This is a genomic window from Pedobacter frigiditerrae (genome assembly GCF_032678705.1).
Classification (GTDB): Bacteria; Bacteroidota; Bacteroidia; order Sphingobacteriales; family Sphingobacteriaceae; genus Pedobacter; species Pedobacter frigiditerrae_A.
This window is the reverse complement of record NZ_JAVTSS010000002.1, coordinates 1,666,376-1,684,088: the sequence shown is the minus strand read 5'-3', so window position 1 is coordinate 1,684,088 and position 17,713 is coordinate 1,666,376. Positions and strand designations below refer to the sequence as shown.

18 protein-coding genes are annotated in these 17,713 nt (G+C 36.1%); 10 read left to right on the top strand and 8 right to left on the bottom strand.

The features are described 5' to 3' along the window. Positions 1-197: 197 nt before the first annotated feature. Complete coding sequence (locus R2Q59_RS17905; protein WP_316786697.1) at positions 198-1,880, top strand: sodium:solute symporter family transporter; 1,683 nt, start codon at positions 198-200, stop codon at positions 1,878-1,880. A 104-nt stretch (positions 1,881-1,984) separates the two neighbouring features. Then, positions 1,985-3,163: an MFS transporter gene (locus R2Q59_RS17900; RefSeq protein WP_316786695.1), complete on the top strand. Its 1,179-nt coding sequence runs from the start codon at positions 1,985-1,987 to the stop codon at positions 3,161-3,163. Here the strand turns inward: R2Q59_RS17900 and R2Q59_RS17895 are convergent. Next, positions 3,160-4,692: a sulfatase gene (locus tag R2Q59_RS17895; protein ID WP_316786693.1), complete on the bottom strand. Its 1,533-nt coding sequence runs from the start codon at positions 4,690-4,692 to the stop codon at positions 3,160-3,162. The genes R2Q59_RS17900 and R2Q59_RS17895 overlap by 4 nt on opposite strands. 135 nt (positions 4,693-4,827) lie before the next feature. Here R2Q59_RS17895 and R2Q59_RS17890 point away from each other — a divergent pair, with 135 nt between their 5' ends. After that, a complete protein-coding gene (locus R2Q59_RS17890) occupies positions 4,828-5,757 on the top strand; it encodes a metallophosphoesterase (RefSeq protein ID WP_316786691.1) in 930 nt (309 codons plus the stop codon). Positions 5,758-5,849: 92 nt separating this feature from the next. Continuing rightward, positions 5,850-6,596: a hypothetical protein gene (locus R2Q59_RS17885; RefSeq protein ID WP_316786689.1), complete on the top strand. Its 747-nt coding sequence runs from the start codon at positions 5,850-5,852 to the stop codon at positions 6,594-6,596. Between the two features lie 13 nt (positions 6,597-6,609). Here R2Q59_RS17885 and R2Q59_RS17880 read toward each other — a convergent pair whose 3' ends face one another. The 3 genes from R2Q59_RS17880 to R2Q59_RS17870 all read right to left on the bottom strand — a co-directional run bounded on the left by R2Q59_RS17880 (position 6,610) and on the right by R2Q59_RS17870 (position 9,341). After that, positions 6,610-7,875, bottom strand: coding sequence for an Hsp70 family protein (locus R2Q59_RS17880; RefSeq protein ID WP_316786687.1), 1,266 nt, complete (start codon positions 7,873-7,875; stop codon positions 6,610-6,612). 594 nt (positions 7,876-8,469) lie between these two features. Then, the gene (locus R2Q59_RS17875; RefSeq protein ID WP_316786685.1) at positions 8,470-8,745 is read right to left on the bottom strand and encodes a hypothetical protein; all 276 of its coding nucleotides are present in this window, start codon (positions 8,743-8,745) and stop codon (positions 8,470-8,472) included. Continuing rightward, a complete protein-coding gene (locus R2Q59_RS17870; RefSeq protein WP_316786683.1) occupies positions 8,742-9,341 on the bottom strand; it encodes a sigma-70 family RNA polymerase sigma factor in 600 nt (199 codons plus the stop codon). The genes R2Q59_RS17875 and R2Q59_RS17870 overlap by 4 nt, the downstream gene beginning before the upstream one ends. 175 nt (positions 9,342-9,516) lie before the next feature. Here R2Q59_RS17870 and R2Q59_RS17865 point away from each other — a divergent pair, with 175 nt between their 5' ends. From R2Q59_RS17865 to R2Q59_RS17845, 5 genes are read left to right on the top strand one after another with little or no spacing between them, the layout of a single operon-like run. Further along, the gene (locus R2Q59_RS17865; protein WP_316786682.1) at positions 9,517-9,975 is read left to right on the top strand and encodes a YHS domain-containing (seleno)protein; all 459 of its coding nucleotides are present in this window, start codon (positions 9,517-9,519) and stop codon (positions 9,973-9,975) included. A gap of 13 nt (positions 9,976-9,988) precedes the next feature. Next, on the top strand, positions 9,989-10,432 hold the full coding sequence (locus R2Q59_RS17860) for a YHS domain-containing (seleno)protein (protein ID WP_316786681.1): 444 nt from the start codon (positions 9,989-9,991) through the stop codon (positions 10,430-10,432). Positions 10,433-10,444: 12 nt separating this feature from the next. After that, complete coding sequence (locus R2Q59_RS17855) at positions 10,445-10,837, top strand: hypothetical protein (protein ID WP_316771367.1); 393 nt, start codon at positions 10,445-10,447, stop codon at positions 10,835-10,837. Between the two features lie 4 nt (positions 10,838-10,841). Beyond that, positions 10,842-11,348, top strand: coding sequence for a DinB family protein (locus R2Q59_RS17850; protein WP_316786678.1), 507 nt, complete (start codon positions 10,842-10,844; stop codon positions 11,346-11,348). After that, on the top strand, positions 11,336-13,126 hold the full coding sequence (locus tag R2Q59_RS17845) for an NRDE family protein (RefSeq protein ID WP_316786676.1): 1,791 nt from the start codon (positions 11,336-11,338) through the stop codon (positions 13,124-13,126). The genes R2Q59_RS17850 and R2Q59_RS17845 overlap by 13 nt, the downstream gene beginning before the upstream one ends. Positions 13,127-13,240: 114 nt before the next feature. Here the strand turns inward: R2Q59_RS17845 and R2Q59_RS17840 are convergent, their stop codons facing one another. Together R2Q59_RS17840 and R2Q59_RS17835 are read right to left on the bottom strand one after the other, a co-directional pair. After that, complete coding sequence (locus R2Q59_RS17840) at positions 13,241-14,227, bottom strand: glycerophosphodiester phosphodiesterase family protein (protein ID WP_316786674.1); 987 nt, start codon at positions 14,225-14,227, stop codon at positions 13,241-13,243. 784 nt (positions 14,228-15,011) lie between these two features. Continuing rightward, positions 15,012-15,833: a hypothetical protein gene (locus R2Q59_RS17835; RefSeq protein ID WP_316786672.1), complete on the bottom strand. Its 822-nt coding sequence runs from the start codon at positions 15,831-15,833 to the stop codon at positions 15,012-15,014. A 95-nt stretch (positions 15,834-15,928) separates the two neighbouring features. Here R2Q59_RS17835 and R2Q59_RS17830 point away from each other — a divergent pair, with 95 nt between their 5' ends. Continuing rightward, positions 15,929-16,135: a hypothetical protein gene (locus tag R2Q59_RS17830; RefSeq protein ID WP_316786671.1), complete on the top strand. Its 207-nt coding sequence runs from the start codon at positions 15,929-15,931 to the stop codon at positions 16,133-16,135. A gap of 62 nt (positions 16,136-16,197) precedes the next feature. Here R2Q59_RS17830 and R2Q59_RS17825 read toward each other — a convergent pair whose 3' ends face one another. Both R2Q59_RS17825 and R2Q59_RS17820 read right to left on the bottom strand, forming a co-directional pair. Further along, on the bottom strand, positions 16,198-16,932 hold the full coding sequence (locus tag R2Q59_RS17825; protein ID WP_316786670.1) for a metallophosphoesterase family protein: 735 nt from the start codon (positions 16,930-16,932) through the stop codon (positions 16,198-16,200). 3 nt (positions 16,933-16,935) lie between these two features. Next, entirely contained in the window at positions 16,936-17,706 is a 771-nt protein-coding gene (locus R2Q59_RS17820) for a metallophosphoesterase family protein (protein WP_316786669.1), read from the bottom strand. Between the last annotated feature and the right edge of the window lie 7 nt (positions 17,707-17,713).

Below are 17,713 nucleotides of genomic sequence, written 5' to 3'. Positions count from 1 at the left end.
TTAATTGTAAAATCAAAAAATGTCATCCTGAGCGTAGTCGGAGGAGCATTTTTTGATTTTCTTGGTTTTCTGAGTCTTCGACTACGCTCAGACTGACACTAACAGTTAACCAGTTTCAACAATTAACCGGTTGTAACGATTAACCGATTTAGCCAAAAATTACTACATTTAGAACTCTAACCAAACAAACACATAAAATGAATAGTTTAGACATTAAAGATTACATTGTATTTCTTGTTTACTTCGTTATCGTAGCCGTTTATGGCTTCTGGATATATAGAAAAAAGAAGAAATCAGTTTCTGCATCCCATGATTACTTCTTAGCCGAGGGTTCGTTAACCTGGTGGGCAATTGGAACATCATTAATCGCATCCAACATTTCTTCAGAACAATTTATTGCCATGAGTGGTAATGGATTTAAAATGGGTTTAGCTATCGCTACCTATGAGTGGATGGCGGCAGCTACATTAATTATTGTAGCGGTATTTTTTATCCCTGTATATCTTAAAAACAAGATATATACCATGCCGCAATTTTTGCAGCAACGTTACAATGAAACTGTAGCCATGATCATGGCTGTTTTCTGGTTATTGCTTTATGTAGTAGTTAACTTAACATCAATCTTATACCTAGGTGCATTAGCCATTAATGGTATTTCTGGTATCGATACTAATTTATGTATGTATGCCTTAGCTGTTTTTGCTATCATTATCGCATTAGGCGGAATGAAGGTAATTGGCTACACAGACGTTATCCAAGTATTATTCCTGATTTTAGGAGGTTTAGTTACCACTTATCTTGCTTTGGATAGAGTTGCTGAACTTAACGGACAAGAAGGCGTAATGAATGGCTTTAATTACATGATGAGCCAATCAGACGACCACTTCCACATGATCTTGAAGAAAGAGAACACCAACTTCCCAAGTTTACCAGGTTTAACTGTATTACTTGGCGGTATGTGGATCGTGAACTTAAACTATTGGGGCTGTAATCAATACATTACCCAAAGAGCCTTAGGTGCTGATTTAAAAACTGCTCGTAGCGGTATTTTATTCGCTGCATTTTTAAAGTTATTAATGCCTGTAATTGTTGTATTGCCTGGTATTGCTGCTTATGTGATACACATGAAAGGTGGTTTACAAACCGAAATGTTGCAAAATGGAGAGTTGAATCCAGATAAAGCTTATCCTGTATTATTAAATCTTTTACCTGCCGGATTAAAAGGACTTTCATTTGCTGCCCTTACAGCAGCTATTGTAGCGTCATTAGCGGGAAAAGTAAACAGTATTGCAACCATTTTTACATTAGATATTTTCAAGAAAAAAATAGACAAAGATGCTAGTGAGCAAAAATTAGTAAGCGTTGGTAAAATTGTAGTGGTTGTTGCCATGATTGCAGCAGTAATCCTTGCTCCTTTCCTAGGTATCGACAAAAAAGGTGGCTTTGAGTTTATTCAAGAATATACCGGTTTTGTTAGTCCGGGTATTTTTGCAATGTTTATTTTAGGTTTTTTCTGGAAGAAAACCAGCTCAAATGCAGCTATGTTTGCCACAGTTGGAGGTTTCGCCCTATCGGTATTATTTAAATTCTTACCAAGGTTGATGGACTTACAATTCTTAAGTTCAGCTGGTTTCTCATCTTTAGTAGTTCAAGAAGACGGAACATCATTATATGAAATTCCTTTCTTAGATAGAATGGGATTTGTATTTATAATTGCTGTTATTGGTATGGTAATTATTAGCTTAATCGATTCGAAACGAGGAAAAGAATCTAAAGGTTTAGAAATAGATAGCAGCATGTTTAAAGTAAACAATAGCTTCGCCTTAGGTACTGCAGCTATCGTAGTTATTTTAACTGCACTTTATGCTTATTTCTGGTAACAATTAGAAATATTTTTTTTTAAAGTCCCCCGATATAAAATTGGGGGACTTTTTTTGTTTTACAGCTTTATATAGGTGTATTAAAATAATATCTTTATCGTGTAATGACATCGAGCATCTCGCAACCAAAGAAATTGATTCTACCCATTATTGTAGTGGCACAATTTTTCTGCACTTCATTATGGTTTGCAGGAAATGCCATTATCAGTGACTTGGTTAAGGAACTACATTTTCCTTCTTCTTATTTAGCTCACCTTACCAGTGCAGTTCAATTTGGCTTTATCATTGGCACTTTAGTATTTGCCTTATTAAGTATTTCTGATCGTTTTTCTCCTTCTAAAATTTTCTTTATTTGTGCCGTTATTGCTGCATTAACAAATCTTTGTGTAAATATTAACAACCTAAATGTTGTTCTTTTATTGCTTATTAGATTCACCACAGGCTTCTTTTTAGCTGGCATTTACCCAGTGGGGATGAAAATTGTGGCAGACCATTTTCAAGAAGGTTTAGGTAAATCGTTAGGGTTTTTAGTAGGCGCCCTAGTTTTTGGAACCGCTTTCCCTCACTTTTTAAAAAGCATAAATGGAATACCTTGGCATTATATTGTACTTTCTACTTCATTGCTTTCCTTAATTGGGGGGTTAATTGTATTCAGCTTTGTTCCAGATGGCCCCTATAGAAAAGTAGGTCAGCAATTAAGTTTAAAAGCTTTTATAAAAGGCTTTAGCAACAAGAAATTCAGAAGCTTTGCTTTTGGTTATTTTGGGCACATGTGGGAGCTTTATGCTTTTTGGGTCTTTGTTCCTGTTATTTTATTAACCTACAACAATCAGCACCCGAATGAAGCATTTAATATTCCGCTTTTTTCTTTTTTAATAATTGCCGCAGGAAGTATTGCTTGCGTAATTGGTGGAATAATTTCGAAGCGATTTGGCGTAAAAAAAATCGCGACACTTTCTTTAGGTTTATCTTGTGCTTGTTGCCTAACCTCACCCTTATTTATATTAAACAGTCCTGCAATAATTTTCATCACGTTTCTGTTTGTTTGGGGAATGGCGGTAGTTGCAGATTCTCCTTTGTTTTCAACCCTAGTGGCTCAAAATGCCGTTGCTGAATATAAAGGTTCTTCCTTAACCATTGTAAACTGCATAGGCTTTTCCATCACCATCATCAGCATACAGTTAATTGGCGCTTTAAAAACTGAAGCCAACGAACAATACATTTATATGCTGCTAGCGATAGGTCCAATTTTAGGGTTAATCGCCCTGCGAAAAAACGATTAATTATTTTCTGCCAACACCTTTAAAGCAACGTCATCTTTATTCTCTGTTACCAAAGCTTTTAATTTTTGCTTTAATTCGCCTGTTAAGCTAGCACTTGCTTGCTGCCCATAAATATTGTTCATTTCATTTGGATCTGTTTTTAAATCATACAACTCCCAAAAATTAGCCGCACCATAAAAACGTATAAGTTTATAACGATCTGTTCTGATGCCGAAATGCCTCATCACACTGTGCTCTCCAGGGAACTCATAATAATGATAATAAACAGATTCTCGGAACTTCGCTTTTGGATTTTTTAGTAAATTGTCAAATGATTTACCTTGAATTTCGGCAGGAATAGGGACATTGGCCAACTTTAAAAAGGTTGGGGCAAAATCTACATTAGAAACTAACTGCGGCATAATAGTTCCAGCTTTAACCACTTCAGGATAACGCACAATAAATGGCGCATGCATCGATTCCTCGTACATGAAACGTTTATCAAACCAACCGTGTTCACCCATATAAAACCCTTGATCAGAAGTATAAATTACGATTGTATTTTCAGTTAAGTTGTTTTTATCTAAATAATCTAAAACTCTACCAATATTTCTATCTAAAGACAAAGTAGTACTTAAATAATCTCGCATGTATCTTTGAAATTTCCATTCTACTAACTCCTTCCCTTTTGGGTTTTGTTTTAAAAAATCGGCTTCTATTGGATCGTAATATGCATTCCAAGCTTTGCGTTGAGTTGCGGTCATCCTTGTGGTAAATGCAGTAGCAGAATTTACTTTATCTGACGTATCGCTCTTCATTTTCAAGTCGTAACCCAATTTCATTGTATTTACAATGTTCATATCCTGTTTGCCCGCAGCTAGCCTATTCTCGTATTGATCATAAAAGTTTTTAGGCAGTGGGAATTTAGTTTGATCATACTTACCCAAATCCTGAATATCTGGCATCCAAGTTCTGTGAGGTGCTTTTTGACCAATTACAATGCAGAATGGCTTCTCTTTATCACGTTTATTTAACCAATCTAAAGCAATATCTGTAGTTACATCAGTACAATATCCATTGAGCTTGCTTGTATCTCCATTCATGCTAATAAATGACGGATTGTAATACTGTCCTTGACCAGGAACGATATTCCAAAAATCAAATCCTTGAGGATAAGTCTTCAAATGCCACTTGCCCACCCAAGCCGTTTGAAAACCAGCTTGCTGCATTCGCCTTGGAAAAACATCTTGCGAGGCATCAAACTCATCCATATTATCTCTTAAGCCATTCATGTGACTATATTTCCCAGTCAACAAAGTAGCTCTGCTTGGCGCACAGATTGAATTATTTACAAAAGCATTTGTAAAAACCGCACCTTCTTTAGCCAAGCGATCTATATTTGGGGTAGCACCATATTTAGCGCCATAAGCACCGATGGTTGATAGCGCATGATCATCTGAAATAATGATGATGATGTTTGGTGTCTTTTTTACCTGTCCATAAAGGGAGGTGGTAAATAAAATTATGATTAGAAAATATATCCCTTTCATGAGTTAGTTGATTAAAACTGATGAGTTAAATATATTGATTATTGACTAAATTTATGAGCGTTAAATGGGATTACGCCTTATTTTTTAAGGATAAAAAATAAATCTAATGTATATTGTATTAAATATGTTTGAACAATGAAAAGAAAAGAATTTCTTCAATCTGGCTTTATTGCCGCAGGGCTATCCGTACTTCCCGCAGCAATTAGTGCAAAAGAACAAGCTCCGAAAAAATCCTTCAGATTTGCCTTTATATCTGACATACACGTTAAAACTGGTGCGGTCCCTGAAGCTGGAATGGCAAAAGCCTTAAAGCATGTCAATCAATTAAAACCTAAAGTTGATTTCATCATCAATGGCGGAGATTGTATCATGGATGCATTAGCTGCAACTAAAGAATCAACACAAACGCAATGGACACTTTATCATCAAATCATGCAAAAGGAGAACAGTTTACCTGTATACCCTTGCATTGGGAACCATGATATTTATGGCTGGTTCCAAAAAACACCTGATACTACCGATCCTTTGTACGGGAAAAGTTATGCGGTAAAAGAACTTAAAATGACAGAGCGTTATTATCATTTTAAAAAAGAAAACTGGAATTTTATTGTCTTAGATAGTACTCAACTTAATCTAGCAGGAGGCTATATTGCAAAAGTTGATGAAGTACAATTAGAGTGGCTCAAGAACAAGCTTGCTGAAATTCCTGCTAACCAACAAATTTGCATTGTTTCACATATCCCAATCCTATCTATTTGTGCTGGCTTATTTTTTAATAAAACCGAAGCCAATGGCGATTTGATGATCAAGAGAAACTTAATGCATACCGACTTTTTTGCACTTAAAACATTGTTCAATAAATACCCAAACATCAAAACTTGCTTAAGTGGTCATATCCATTTACAGGATGAAATTAATTACCACAATATTGATTATTACTGTAACGGTGCAATTTCTGGGAATTGGTGGGGTGGAGCTTTTCAAGAATTTGATCCTGCTTATGCTGTTTTCGATTTTTTTGATGATGGAACAGTGAAGAGAGAAATGATAAAATATGAGGTTTAAACAAGAGTAGCAAACAGCTTGTAACTAATATTTTATATGATTTTTGATTTTCATCAACATCACAAGCTTATCTTGTATTAAATATTTAAACCATGAAGTTTAACCTAAAAATAGAAAGCTGCTTTGCCCTCTTATTATTGATGTTAGCCGTATCAGCCATTGCACAAACCAATACAAAACTAAAGGAAATACACCAACAGTTTTACGGAAAATGGCCAAAGACCATCACTTTTGTGCAGAAGACAAGTATGCTTAGGGCCGACACCGTATTTAGAACTCAAACTTGGTATGAAGCAGGTATTTTCCCTAATCTTTTTAGAATAGATTTAGGCGATATTAAAGACGGCAATGCCATTATTTACAGAGGAGATTCGACTTATAATATTAGGAAATTTAAAAAAGTGCAAGCTGTTATAGATCCAAATATATTGGTGTATTTATTAGGGGGGATGTATTTTGAGACGTTAGAACAAGTAAACAAAAAACTTACTGACCAAGGTTTCGACTTAACAAAAGCTCATAAAAGCAAATGGAAAGGACGGGCAATTGACATTATTGGAACTTCAGTTGCGGATACAACAATTAGTCAGCTTTGGTACGATTCTAAAAATCATTATTTAGTAAGGATGATCCAACAAAGACCAAAGTCTCGCTTAGAATGTCAGTTTGAAAATCACCAACAAATTGGGAAGATGTGGCACGAAGGAAATGTTAAAATTTATGTACAAAACAAACTCGTTCAAACAGAAGAATATTCAGATTTTAAAATAAACGTAGAACTTAACCCTGATTTCTTTAATCCAGATAAATTTGGTTCATGGCATTGGATGAAAAAGTAGATATCTAAACTGCTTAATCAAAAAGATAACCACTATAGGCTAAGCCCTTGGCAACACTTTTGAAATTGTCTCCAGAGTTTAGTTTAAGATGAGGGAATTTTTCTTTAAACAGTTGCTGAATACTCCCTACCATAGAAGTTCCACCTGTTAAAAAAAGGCTATCAATATCTTTTCCCTCTATATTATTTTGCAACATGAATTCATTCAAATAGGTTGAAATTCTATCTACATCTTTTTTAATGATTTGCTGGTAGCTTGACAAAGGAATTTCTTCATCAATATTGATATCCATATTATGATAACTAAATTTAGAGGTAGTTGTGTTTGATAATTCAATCTTAGTTTTTTCAATAGCTTGAAAAACCGAATAGCCTAAATTATTCTCAATCAGCGTAATTAGATTTTTAAACTTAGGGTCGTTCCCAGAATAATAATAGTAGTCTTCAATATCTTTTTTAATCCGTTGCCCGTTAAAGAAATTCATCTGTTCCCAAGAGCAAATATTTACAAAAAGGGATTTGGGAACGGTTAATACCTTACCCCTAGTTGCTTCATAAGTTGTGTATTTACCGAAATAAGGTGTTCCTTTTTCCCACATGAACGACGAATCGAAACTATCCCCACCAATATAAATCCCTCCAGTGGCCATCATGTCATTCTTTCTATCCTTACTGCCCACTTTTTCGGGATCAAGTACCAAGTAGGTAAAGTCTGTTGTACCGCCACCTAAATCTGCCACTAGCACTTTTTCTTTTTTCGATAATGTTTTCTCGTAGGCAAAAGCTGCTCCAATAGGTTCAAATTGAAAGCGAACTTCGGTAAAGCCAGCAAGTGTCGCAGCCTTATCCAGCCTGCTTTGCGCCAAAGTGTCTTTTTGTACATTATCATCATTAAAAAACACAGGTCTACCAATAACTGCCTTTTTACAATCTTGACCAATCAATTCATCGGCCCTGCCTTTTAATTCTTTCAAAATAATAGACACCAAGTCTGATGCATTGTACTTTCTGTTATGAATTCGAGTTTCAGTAAAACTACTTCTTGATAAAATTTGCTTAATAGATTTAATAAAACGACCCTTCATCCCATCATTTAAATAAGCCTCAATAGCTTCTTCACCTACCACATAGTTTTTATCCTTACCAGCATCTAGCTGATGATAAAAATAGATCAATGAAGGAATAATGATTGTGCTATGGATTTCTTTTGAATCTTCGTTATAAATAGCCAATGCCGAATTGGTAGTACCAAAGTCAATTCCGTATAAAAATCTCTTCATCTGGAGGGAGCTAGCAAATAAAAATTTAGTGGGGGCGGCGAAAGTATTAAAATTTAAGATAAGAAAAAAATTGAATGATAAAAGGCCACATCTGAGCTGTAAAACGAAACCCATATCAGACCTAGTGTAAGGCTATATCCGTTTATCTTTTTATCACTGTAAGTATATAACCGTTTAAGTATCCTTTTTTGTAAGGTTAATCAAGTATAAGACACCGCATCATCCTTTAATTATCATTGCAGTCCCATTGCTGTTTTCTCCCTAGTGAATCCGCATCTAGTCCGCATTGAGTCCGCGTCTAGTCCGCATTGGAGGCGGACTAGACGCGGATTAGTTTTGCACTCATTGCGGATTAGATAGGACCCACATACGAATAACACACGAATAGGGAATACATCTACAATAGCTGAGGCCCCAATCATTCATAAATGATTAATGTATATTAAAATTTATGTGTTTAAGCTGAAAATGATTGTAGATATAGCTCAGAAGGTTATCCTCAAATTTCAAAACAAGCGATAAAAGCCAAAGCCTTATAATTTTCATTATAAGGCTTCGTTTGCTGTATGAGAACATTAAAAAAATTCCTTTGTCTTATTGCTTATCCATTTCATTTTCGATACGCTTCGTTAATGCTTTCTTAAAATCATCATCTAGCTTTGGGTTTTCGTTCGTATCGGTAAAAAAATGTCTTTTTACCATTCTATCAATCATTAAGCTTTGTTGCTCAAACAGCTGACAAACAGAGCAGCCAGCCAGATGAAATTTAAGTTCGAACTGTTCCTTTATTGAAATCCTAGTTATGCTCTTTTTTTCAATCAAAAAAGTTGCTTGGCGACAGTTGTAGGAAATTTTCTTTAGTGGGTTCATAACCAATTTTTTTGAAGGCAAGCTCTTAGGCTAAGCTTTGTCCGGTGAATAATTACCCAAAAATTTGCAGATGTTAGTCGAAGTTCTGAAAGGATTACTTCCGTTTTTTCTTCATCTAGGTGTTTCATTGCAAATACCGATGCCCATAAAACTGGAAGTTTCTGCATACACACCTTTAGAACCTTATTAAATTCTTTTGCTTGAAGTGGGTCTTGCCCTGTTTCAAATGGTTTTGGTGCGTGTTCCTTTTTCCAATGGCCATCATCAGTATTAAAAAAATCGTCTTGAAGCGATTCTTCCTCTGTAAGCTTTTTGATGTTATTTAGCCCTGAAGATTCCTTTCGGTATACATCGATTATTTTAAATTTTAAAATAGCAGTTAGCCAAGTACGTTCACTACTTCTTCCATCAAAACCAGTTAATCCTTTAAGTGCTGCCAAAAAAGTTTCCTGAACCAAATCTCTCGCTAAATCGTCATTACGAACACGTAAGAAAGCATATTTAAAAAGATAATCGGCATACTCCCCAACCCATTTTTTGGGGTCTAGCAATAATGATTGCTCAGTTAAGGTTTTATCTTCATTCTCAGTTGGCATAGCTTGACGTCATAGCTTATAAATATAATTCATTTTCTATTAGTCGGAAAACAAAATACATCCTTACAATTTTTTTAAAATGAAATATAAATTTTTTAACCGAGAAAAAATTTAAGGAAAGTTGTAAGGATTTTAAAACATAGACGACCAATTGGCAAACAACATGAAATAAATTATGAGAATAATAATTACAATGCTATTGCTAGTTTTCTCACTAACATCAGCATCTGCCCAAACGGCACAACGCAAAAAAAACTTTAATATAGACAAAAGTGCACTTGCAATTGAAGGTTATGATCCAGTAGCTTATTTTTCTTCCAAAAAAGCAATAGAAGGCAAAAAGGAAATAAGCTTAACCAACGAGGGTATTACCTACCATTTTGCTACAACTCAAAACCGTGAACTTTTCAAAGCCAACCCTTTAAAATATGAACCTCAGTTTGGTGGTTGGTGCGCTTATGCAATGGGTAAAACCGGCGAAAAGGTAACTGTAGATCCCGAAACTTTTAAAGTATTAGATGGCAAACTCTATCTTTTCTATAATAAATTTTTCAATAACACTTTGAAAGATTGGAACCAAAATGAAACTATACTTAAACAAAAAGCAGAACAAAACTGGTCAAAACTCAACTAATCAATAAAAAAACATGAAAAAATTATTCACAATTACTGCAATGCTGCTGATTACCGTATCTATGGTTAAAGCACAAAAATCTGAAATCTTTTGTACTGCTGGCAAAGCGATTAAAGGCTATGACCCTGTAGCTTTTTTTACCGAATCTAAACCTGTAAAAGGAGCCGACAGCCTTTCCTATTCCTATAAAGATGCTACTTGGCTTTTCTCTTCAAAAGCAAATTTAGAAAGCTTTAAAAAATCGCCAGAAAAATATAGTCCACAATATGGGGGCTATTGTGCTTACGGAACTGCAGATGGCCACAAAGCACCAACACAAACCGATACTTGGACCATTGTTGATGGCAAGCTCTATTTTAATTACAACGGGAAGGTGAAAGAGATGTGGACAAAACAACAAACTTCTTTAATAGAAAAAGCAAACACGCAATGGCCCTTAATTAAAGACAAACCTTAAATCCATATAACCATGCAAACAAAAACACAAAACATTTTAATTTGGGTAGCAAGGCTGATAGCAGCAATCATTCTTTTACAAACACTCTTTTTTAAATTCTCTGCGGCTCCAGTATCGATATATATTTTCACTGAATTAGGGATAGAACCTTGGGGAAGAATAGGTACTGGAATACTTGAACTAATTGCTTCCATCTTAATACTTATTCCAAAAACAACAGTTTATGGCGCTATACTTGGATTTGGTTTAATGGGGGGAGCGCTGTTCTCTCATTTAACCAAATTAGGCATTGTGGTGCAAAATGATTCTGGAAAATTATTCATGCTTGCAGTAATTGTTTTTGCTAGCTGCCTATTTCTCATCATAGCTGAGCGAAATAAACTTTTGGCGTTCATCAAAAAATAAGACCATGATCAATCAGCTTAGCCAATCTATCTGTTACTTGCTCACTCAGCTTGAAAATGCACTTGAGGCATTGTCTGATGAACAATTTTGCGAACCAATACCCTTATTAGGAAACGCTTCCATTGGCCAGCACATTAGGCATATTTTAGAGTTCTATATTGAGCTTGGCAATGGTTATCAAACTGGTATCATAGATTATGACAAACGTAAACGAGATCATAATCTAGAGACTATTAGGGAAATGGCGATCGCCAAGATTCAACAAATAAATAGATTAACCATGCTAGAGAATAAGGAACTTAACATTATGGCTGAATATAGTTTTGAGGATGAAAGGAAGCAGCAATTGCCTACAAATTATTACAGAGAGTTAATGTATAATCTTGAACATACTGTACATCACATGGCGTTGATTAGAGTTGGTTTTAGCCTAATTTCTAAAATTTTATTACCAGAAGATTTTGGCATTGCAGCTTCTACCTTAAAGTATAGAAAAGCATGTGCACAGTAAGTTATATTCCCACTGACGAAGGTATTATTATCACATCAAACCGTGATGAAAATAGTGAACGCGGTTGTGCATTTGCTCCTGTTATTGAAAAGCAAGGGGAATATCAATTGGCCTATCCTAAAGACCCTAAAAGCGGTGGAACTTGGATTGCTGTTAAAGACAACGGTGATGTGGCTGTATTACTTAATGGAGCATTCGAAAACCATGTCAAACTTCCATCCTATCGTAAAAGCAGAGGTATAATTTTATTAGAAATCATACAATCAAAGTTTCCTGAAAAAACCTTTGATCAAATAAGTTTAGCTGAGATTGAAAATTTCACACTCATCCTTTATAAAAAAGGTAGCTTAATGGAATGCAGGTGGGATGGGTTTCAAAAACACAAGAAATCGATAAATGTTAATCAACCTTGCATTTGGTCTTCTGCTACGCTTTACTCTCGGCCAATAAGAGATGAAAGAGAACAGTGGTTTGCCAGTTGGTTAGAAAAGGAGCCAAACATCAATCAAGACAAAGCCATTCGCTTTCATCAGTTTGCAGGCACCGGCGACCAAGAGAATGCATTGGTCATGGCACGTAGCAACAATATTTCGACAGTTAGCATTACGTCTGTAAAAATTACCTCAGCAACTGCTGATATGCTTTATAAAGACCTTAAAAGTGGGATCGATAAAGAGATTAGCTTTAAAATACCTAGAGCTAAAACCAAACTATCAATCTTTGAAAATTTGAAGCTGAATTTCAGAATTGCAACCATCAAAACCTTTAACTGGGAATATTGGCCTATGCACCTAGTTTATGCACCGATGTATATTTATTGGCTATATCTAAGTACTAAAGCACGTACTTTCTTTTTCTTTAGTGCAGCAAACCCAATGAGGCTTAACTCAGGCTTTGCCATGGAAAACAAAAGTGATAGCTACAAACATCTTGATCAGCAGTTTTACCCAAAAACAGTCTTATTCGCCAATGGCACCAATGCCCCAGAATTAAAGGCAAGGTTAGCGGATAATGAAATTTGTTTCCCCTTAATCGCTAAGCCGGATATGGGAGAACGAGGCACTGGTGTAAAATTGATCAATAATTTGGCCGACCTTGTTGACTACAGCAGGCAGAGCAAAGCCAATTTTCTAACACAAGAGTTTATTGACTATAAAAATGAAGTGGGTATCTTTTATCATCGCTTACCAGATGAAGATTATGGTAAAATTACTGGAATCGTTGGTAAAGAATTTTTGATGATTACTGGAGATGGGAAATCAACATTGGAAATGCTAATCAGAAAAAATGATAGGTATATTTTGCAATTTAAAACCTTAAGAAAGCATTATGGAGATCAGTTGGAACAAATATTATCGACGGATGAAGAAAAGGTTTTAGTACCTTTTGGCAATCATTGCAGGGGTGCTAAGTTTATAGATTTGAGTTACATGATTAGTAAGAATCTTACACAGGTTATAGATAATGTTTGCAAGCAATTACCAGAATTCTATTTTGGAAGGCTCGACATTAAGTTTAAGAATTGGAATGATTTTGAACAAGGAAAGAATTTTTCAATCATTGAATTGAATGGCGCAGCAAGTGAACCAACTCACATGTACGATCCAAGGCATTCGATATTTTTTGCTTGGGGAGAAATTAAAAAACATTGGGATTTACTTTATAAGATCAGTAAAAGTAATGCTAAAAATAAATCTATCCCATTGATGACTACTGTTGAAGGTATGAAAATGCTTCGAGCGCATAGCCAGCACATCAAAGGGCTTTCAAAAATATAACCTCCCTGTTAACTCTTTAGTTGAAAAATTATGATTAAAAAAAGCCTTACAACTTACGTTATAAGACTTTCAACCTAATTTATGATTTGATGGGGATTTAAAAACCTATAAAGATTATTTTGATTTTTTCTGATAACTACCAAAAAGCTTAATTAAAATATCTGGACTATTAGTGATGATTCCATCGACACCAAGTTTGCCTAAGGCAATCATATCTTCTTCTTTATCAACTGTCCACGGAACAATTTGCATCTTTTTATCGTGTACTTTTTTTACCATTTCGGCATCTACCCCACTATAATATGGGCTATAAATAGCTGGCACAAAACCCAAAATCGCTAAATCTCCTTCTAGTCCACCTTTATTAGTACTCAATTGCTTAAAATAATCCTCAACTTCTTTAGCTGAAAGGCCATACTTTTTAAGTTGTTCTTCAGTAAGATTCATTTTCCCTTGAACCAAAAGAGATAGTTTTAGTTCTGGTTCAGTTTGATGCAAAATCTTCAGCGTTCTCACATCAAAAGATTGAATAATGACTCTTTTTTTGATCCCTTTTTGATTAATCACATCCATCATTGTTTGCACAAATATGGCTGGAGAAGGATTATATTTTCCATCACCCATAGGAGAACATTTCGTTTCAATGTTATAATAAACCGGCTTAAGCTTGTTTGCTTTCACATAAACTTCCACACTATCTATTAGATCACTTAACAATGGCTTATGCGTTTTTAACTTTAGTTGTCTAGGAAACATAGGATGTGTTTTAACTCCTGATTGATAGCGACTAATACTTTCATAAGACATTTGAAATAAACTCAATGTCTTCTCTTCTTCTTTAGTAATTTCAGAGCCATCTGGTTTAGTCATAAAAACTGCTGACATATAGCCGTCATGAGATACAACTACTTTTCCGTCTGCTGAAATAACCACATCCAACTCTAATGTTTTAGCCCCTAATTTCACAGCATTTAACATTGCCGGAATAGTGTTTTCAGGAATTAAAGCCATACCACCACGATGCGCTTGAACATCTAATTTTTGCTGACAAAAGGCAGCTCCGCTAAATAACATACTTACTATTACTAATACTCTTTTCATTATTTTATCTGTTTAAGATGGCTTAAATGCATTATCTTTCCTTTTCTTAAGGAAGGATTTCATAGCACGAAAATAATGGTGGGTATAGCTTAATTTTGTTATGTTAATATTAAGTTTAGTATTGATTGGAAATACTTAGGTTGCGAGGTTAAGAGAATGAATATATAGACATAGAGCAAAAACCTTTAAAAACAAGAAAGCCTTACCGGGCATGGTAAGGCTTTTTCTTGATATTGGCTCCCTCTGCTGGGCTCCCCGATAAATCGGGATAAACTTCTCGTCCAGCTATAAACGAAAAAAGCCTACAACTTTCGTTGTAGGCTTTGGCTCCCTCTGCTGGGCTCGAACCAGCGACCCTCTGATTAACAGACAGACGCTACCCATTTCTAATAATTTGTATATCAATTAGTTACAAGCCTTCAAAGAAATCCCGTAATGTATTTGTAACGGTTTTTTTTATCAACTCAAATTTAAAATTTTTTCTTGAACGCATGCCTTATGGTTCAAATTTTTTGAAAAACCAACAAGAATACTACACAAAAGGAAGAGAAGAAAACAATAACTTGATAATATGTATGTAAAAAAAGAAGGTCAAAAGCTCGGATGAGTCATAAGAGTATTAGGCAATATTCATTAGTTGTATCAATATCTATGGCAAGAAAAAAATGGAAAAAACATAAAATGATGTTTAGGTGCCTCGCAACCAATTTGGCCTAAGTCGATGCTTCGATCGAAAGAGCTCCATTTTACATTTGTACTCTTAACCATTCAAATCAAAATTTTACTACTGTCTCTTACGTTTCGCCCGGTGTTTGGTTGGATAACGCTTATTCACAAAACCTTCAGGAAATGCACTTTGACTACAAAATTCCTGTTCCGGCTTCTTCGGTTTGGCTTCCTGCTGGGTAGGGGGATTTTCTGAATCAGTCCTTCGTAGATAATTCATGATCTTATAGTCCTTGAGATACTCAAACGGATCGCAGCACTGGTACCATTTCAGGTGGCGCTCATAAAGTTGCCCGTCCACTTCCTGCTCTACGGTGTCCCAGAACCGGAGCATTTCCTTTTGGGGAAGAAAGCCATAATTGTCCGCAATCAAAAATATCCGTAGGTGCTTAGCGCTGGGATTATCGAAACGAGGGATGATGCGCGGCCTGATGATTCCTTTACCAATCCACTGTGTCAGGGCTTTTCCGTGCACATTAAAAAGTGATTCCAGATCATAATCGGTGTAAAAACTCTCGTGGTCATTAGTCAGTTCGCCATGGATCAGTCCAGATTCCACAGCTTTCTGACAGTGCATACACTTAAGTCCATATTTATCATACCACATGCCAACATCCGACCCACCTCTATTGCACAGCCTGCAGCTATACCCCTTGGGTTCAAAAGCATACCCTTTTGGCTTTCCTTCAAGTTTCTGTTCCCATTCATGTTCATCCATCACCTGGTCGAGAGACAATCTCGCCAGCTGGTACATCAGCTCGGCAACATCGGACACTTCTTTGTCCGTGAAATCGCGACCGTGTTCCTTTTCTAGGCTCAATTTAATTTCATTCAGCCTTGCGGCAGGGATCGTGAATTCTTTTCCTTTAAAGTCGAACATAACTTTGGGGATAAAGTTAAACCTAAGTGAGCGTAGCTTCCTGTCATCTGGCACATCGCAAACCAACACTAACTATCTAAAAGTTCAACGTCGAAATGACAGGAATAATTGCCCAAAAACAAAAAAAACTGACCGTTTCCAGTCACGTTCTTACCCAAATTACTATCGCTTACTTTGCATTTTTCCTTTCTGTCACCTCTTTTCTGATTCGGTTACCAAAACATTTAAGTCCTGTATCGCCTTACTCATTGTGGCTGTTGCAAAACTCCATTCAGAAAAATGAGCTAGCTCTTGGTTTCTAAATACAATACAAATAACAAGGCCGGAGTTGATCCGGCTTTGTTATTTGAAATCTCATTTATGGTTATTTAGCGAAGCGTAACGAAGCTGCAAACTCATCGGGTAGCATACTATCTTCAATCGATTTTGCAGATGCTTCGACATCATATTCAACTCTTCTGAATTCTATCATTATGCAATCATTGGTTAATGCTGAAGAGTCTTTATCCAAGGTAACCATAACATAGCAACCCCTTGGATCACCATCTTTTGGTTTTCCAACAGAGCCAAGATTGATAACGTGTTTGAACCTGCCATCAGTTTGTATAACGCGATGGTATGGTTTATGTGAATGCCCCACAAAAAGTAGATCAGCATCTGCTTCTTCCATCATCTGTAATACATAATTTTCATCCGTGTCAAAAAGCACATATTCGTCGATAGTTCGAGTACTTCCATGTGCAAATACAAGGTTGAACTTTTCGTTATTCATTTTAAAGTCAAGTCTGATATGGGCTGGAAGTGTCCTTAAATATTCTTTGTTATCTTCACGGATCAAATGATATGCGTATTTCTTGCCTGGTTCATTAAGGCTTTCCGCATTAGTGATGATGTTTTCAACCTTTTCATCATGATTGCCTTTAAGAGTTGGTATACCCCGTCTCCTTATTTCATCAATAACTTCATTGGGGTAGATGTGGTAGCCAACCAAATCTCCGAGGCAATAAACAGCATCAGGTCTTAGACTGTCCATATCTTTTAGCATAGCTTGGAAAGCTAGAAGATTGGCGTGTATATCTGAAAATAGTGCTATCCTCATGATCTATCCGTTGCGAAGCATATCAGCGTATTCATTTGGTAGCGGACTATCCTCTACTGCCTTTGCTGCTTTTTCAACATCATATTCAAAGCGGATAAACTCTACTTTTATACTATCCTTGTCCGTTACAGTACTGTCAGGGTTTATGGTCAGGATCACATAACCACCTCTTGGGTCTTTATCCTTTGGTTTTCCTACAGATCCGATGTTTATCGCATGCCTGAAATGATTACTACCATCCGTTCCAGAATTTAAAATGCGGTGATAAGGTTGGTGGGTATGACCAAAACACATAATATCAGCTTCTGCCTGCTCCATGATCCTTAACATGCTTTTCTCATCACGATCTTCAAATAGGTATTCATTTACCTTTCTTGGACTTCCGTGTACAAAAAGGATATTGCGTCTGTCATGGTTCAGCTGGTACTCCAGCCTAATGTGGGCAGGTAGCGTTCTGAGGTAGGCTCGCTGTTCGTCTTTTACCACTTCATTAGTATAGGAAATGGAAACTTTTCCCATTGCTTTTTCTTCATCGGTCTTATAGGCACAACCGCAATCGTCACTTGAACGGCCAATGCCCCAATCATAATTCCCTGCTATGGTGGGAATGCCTCGTCTTCGGATTTCATCAATCACCTCATTCGGCCAGATGTTATAGCCGACAAGGTCGCCCAAACAATAGATGGCATCGGTATTTCTGGTTTCAACGTCTTTAAAGAATGCTTCCAGTGCCGGAAGATTGGCATGGATGTCAGAGAATAAAGCAATTTTCATAATATAA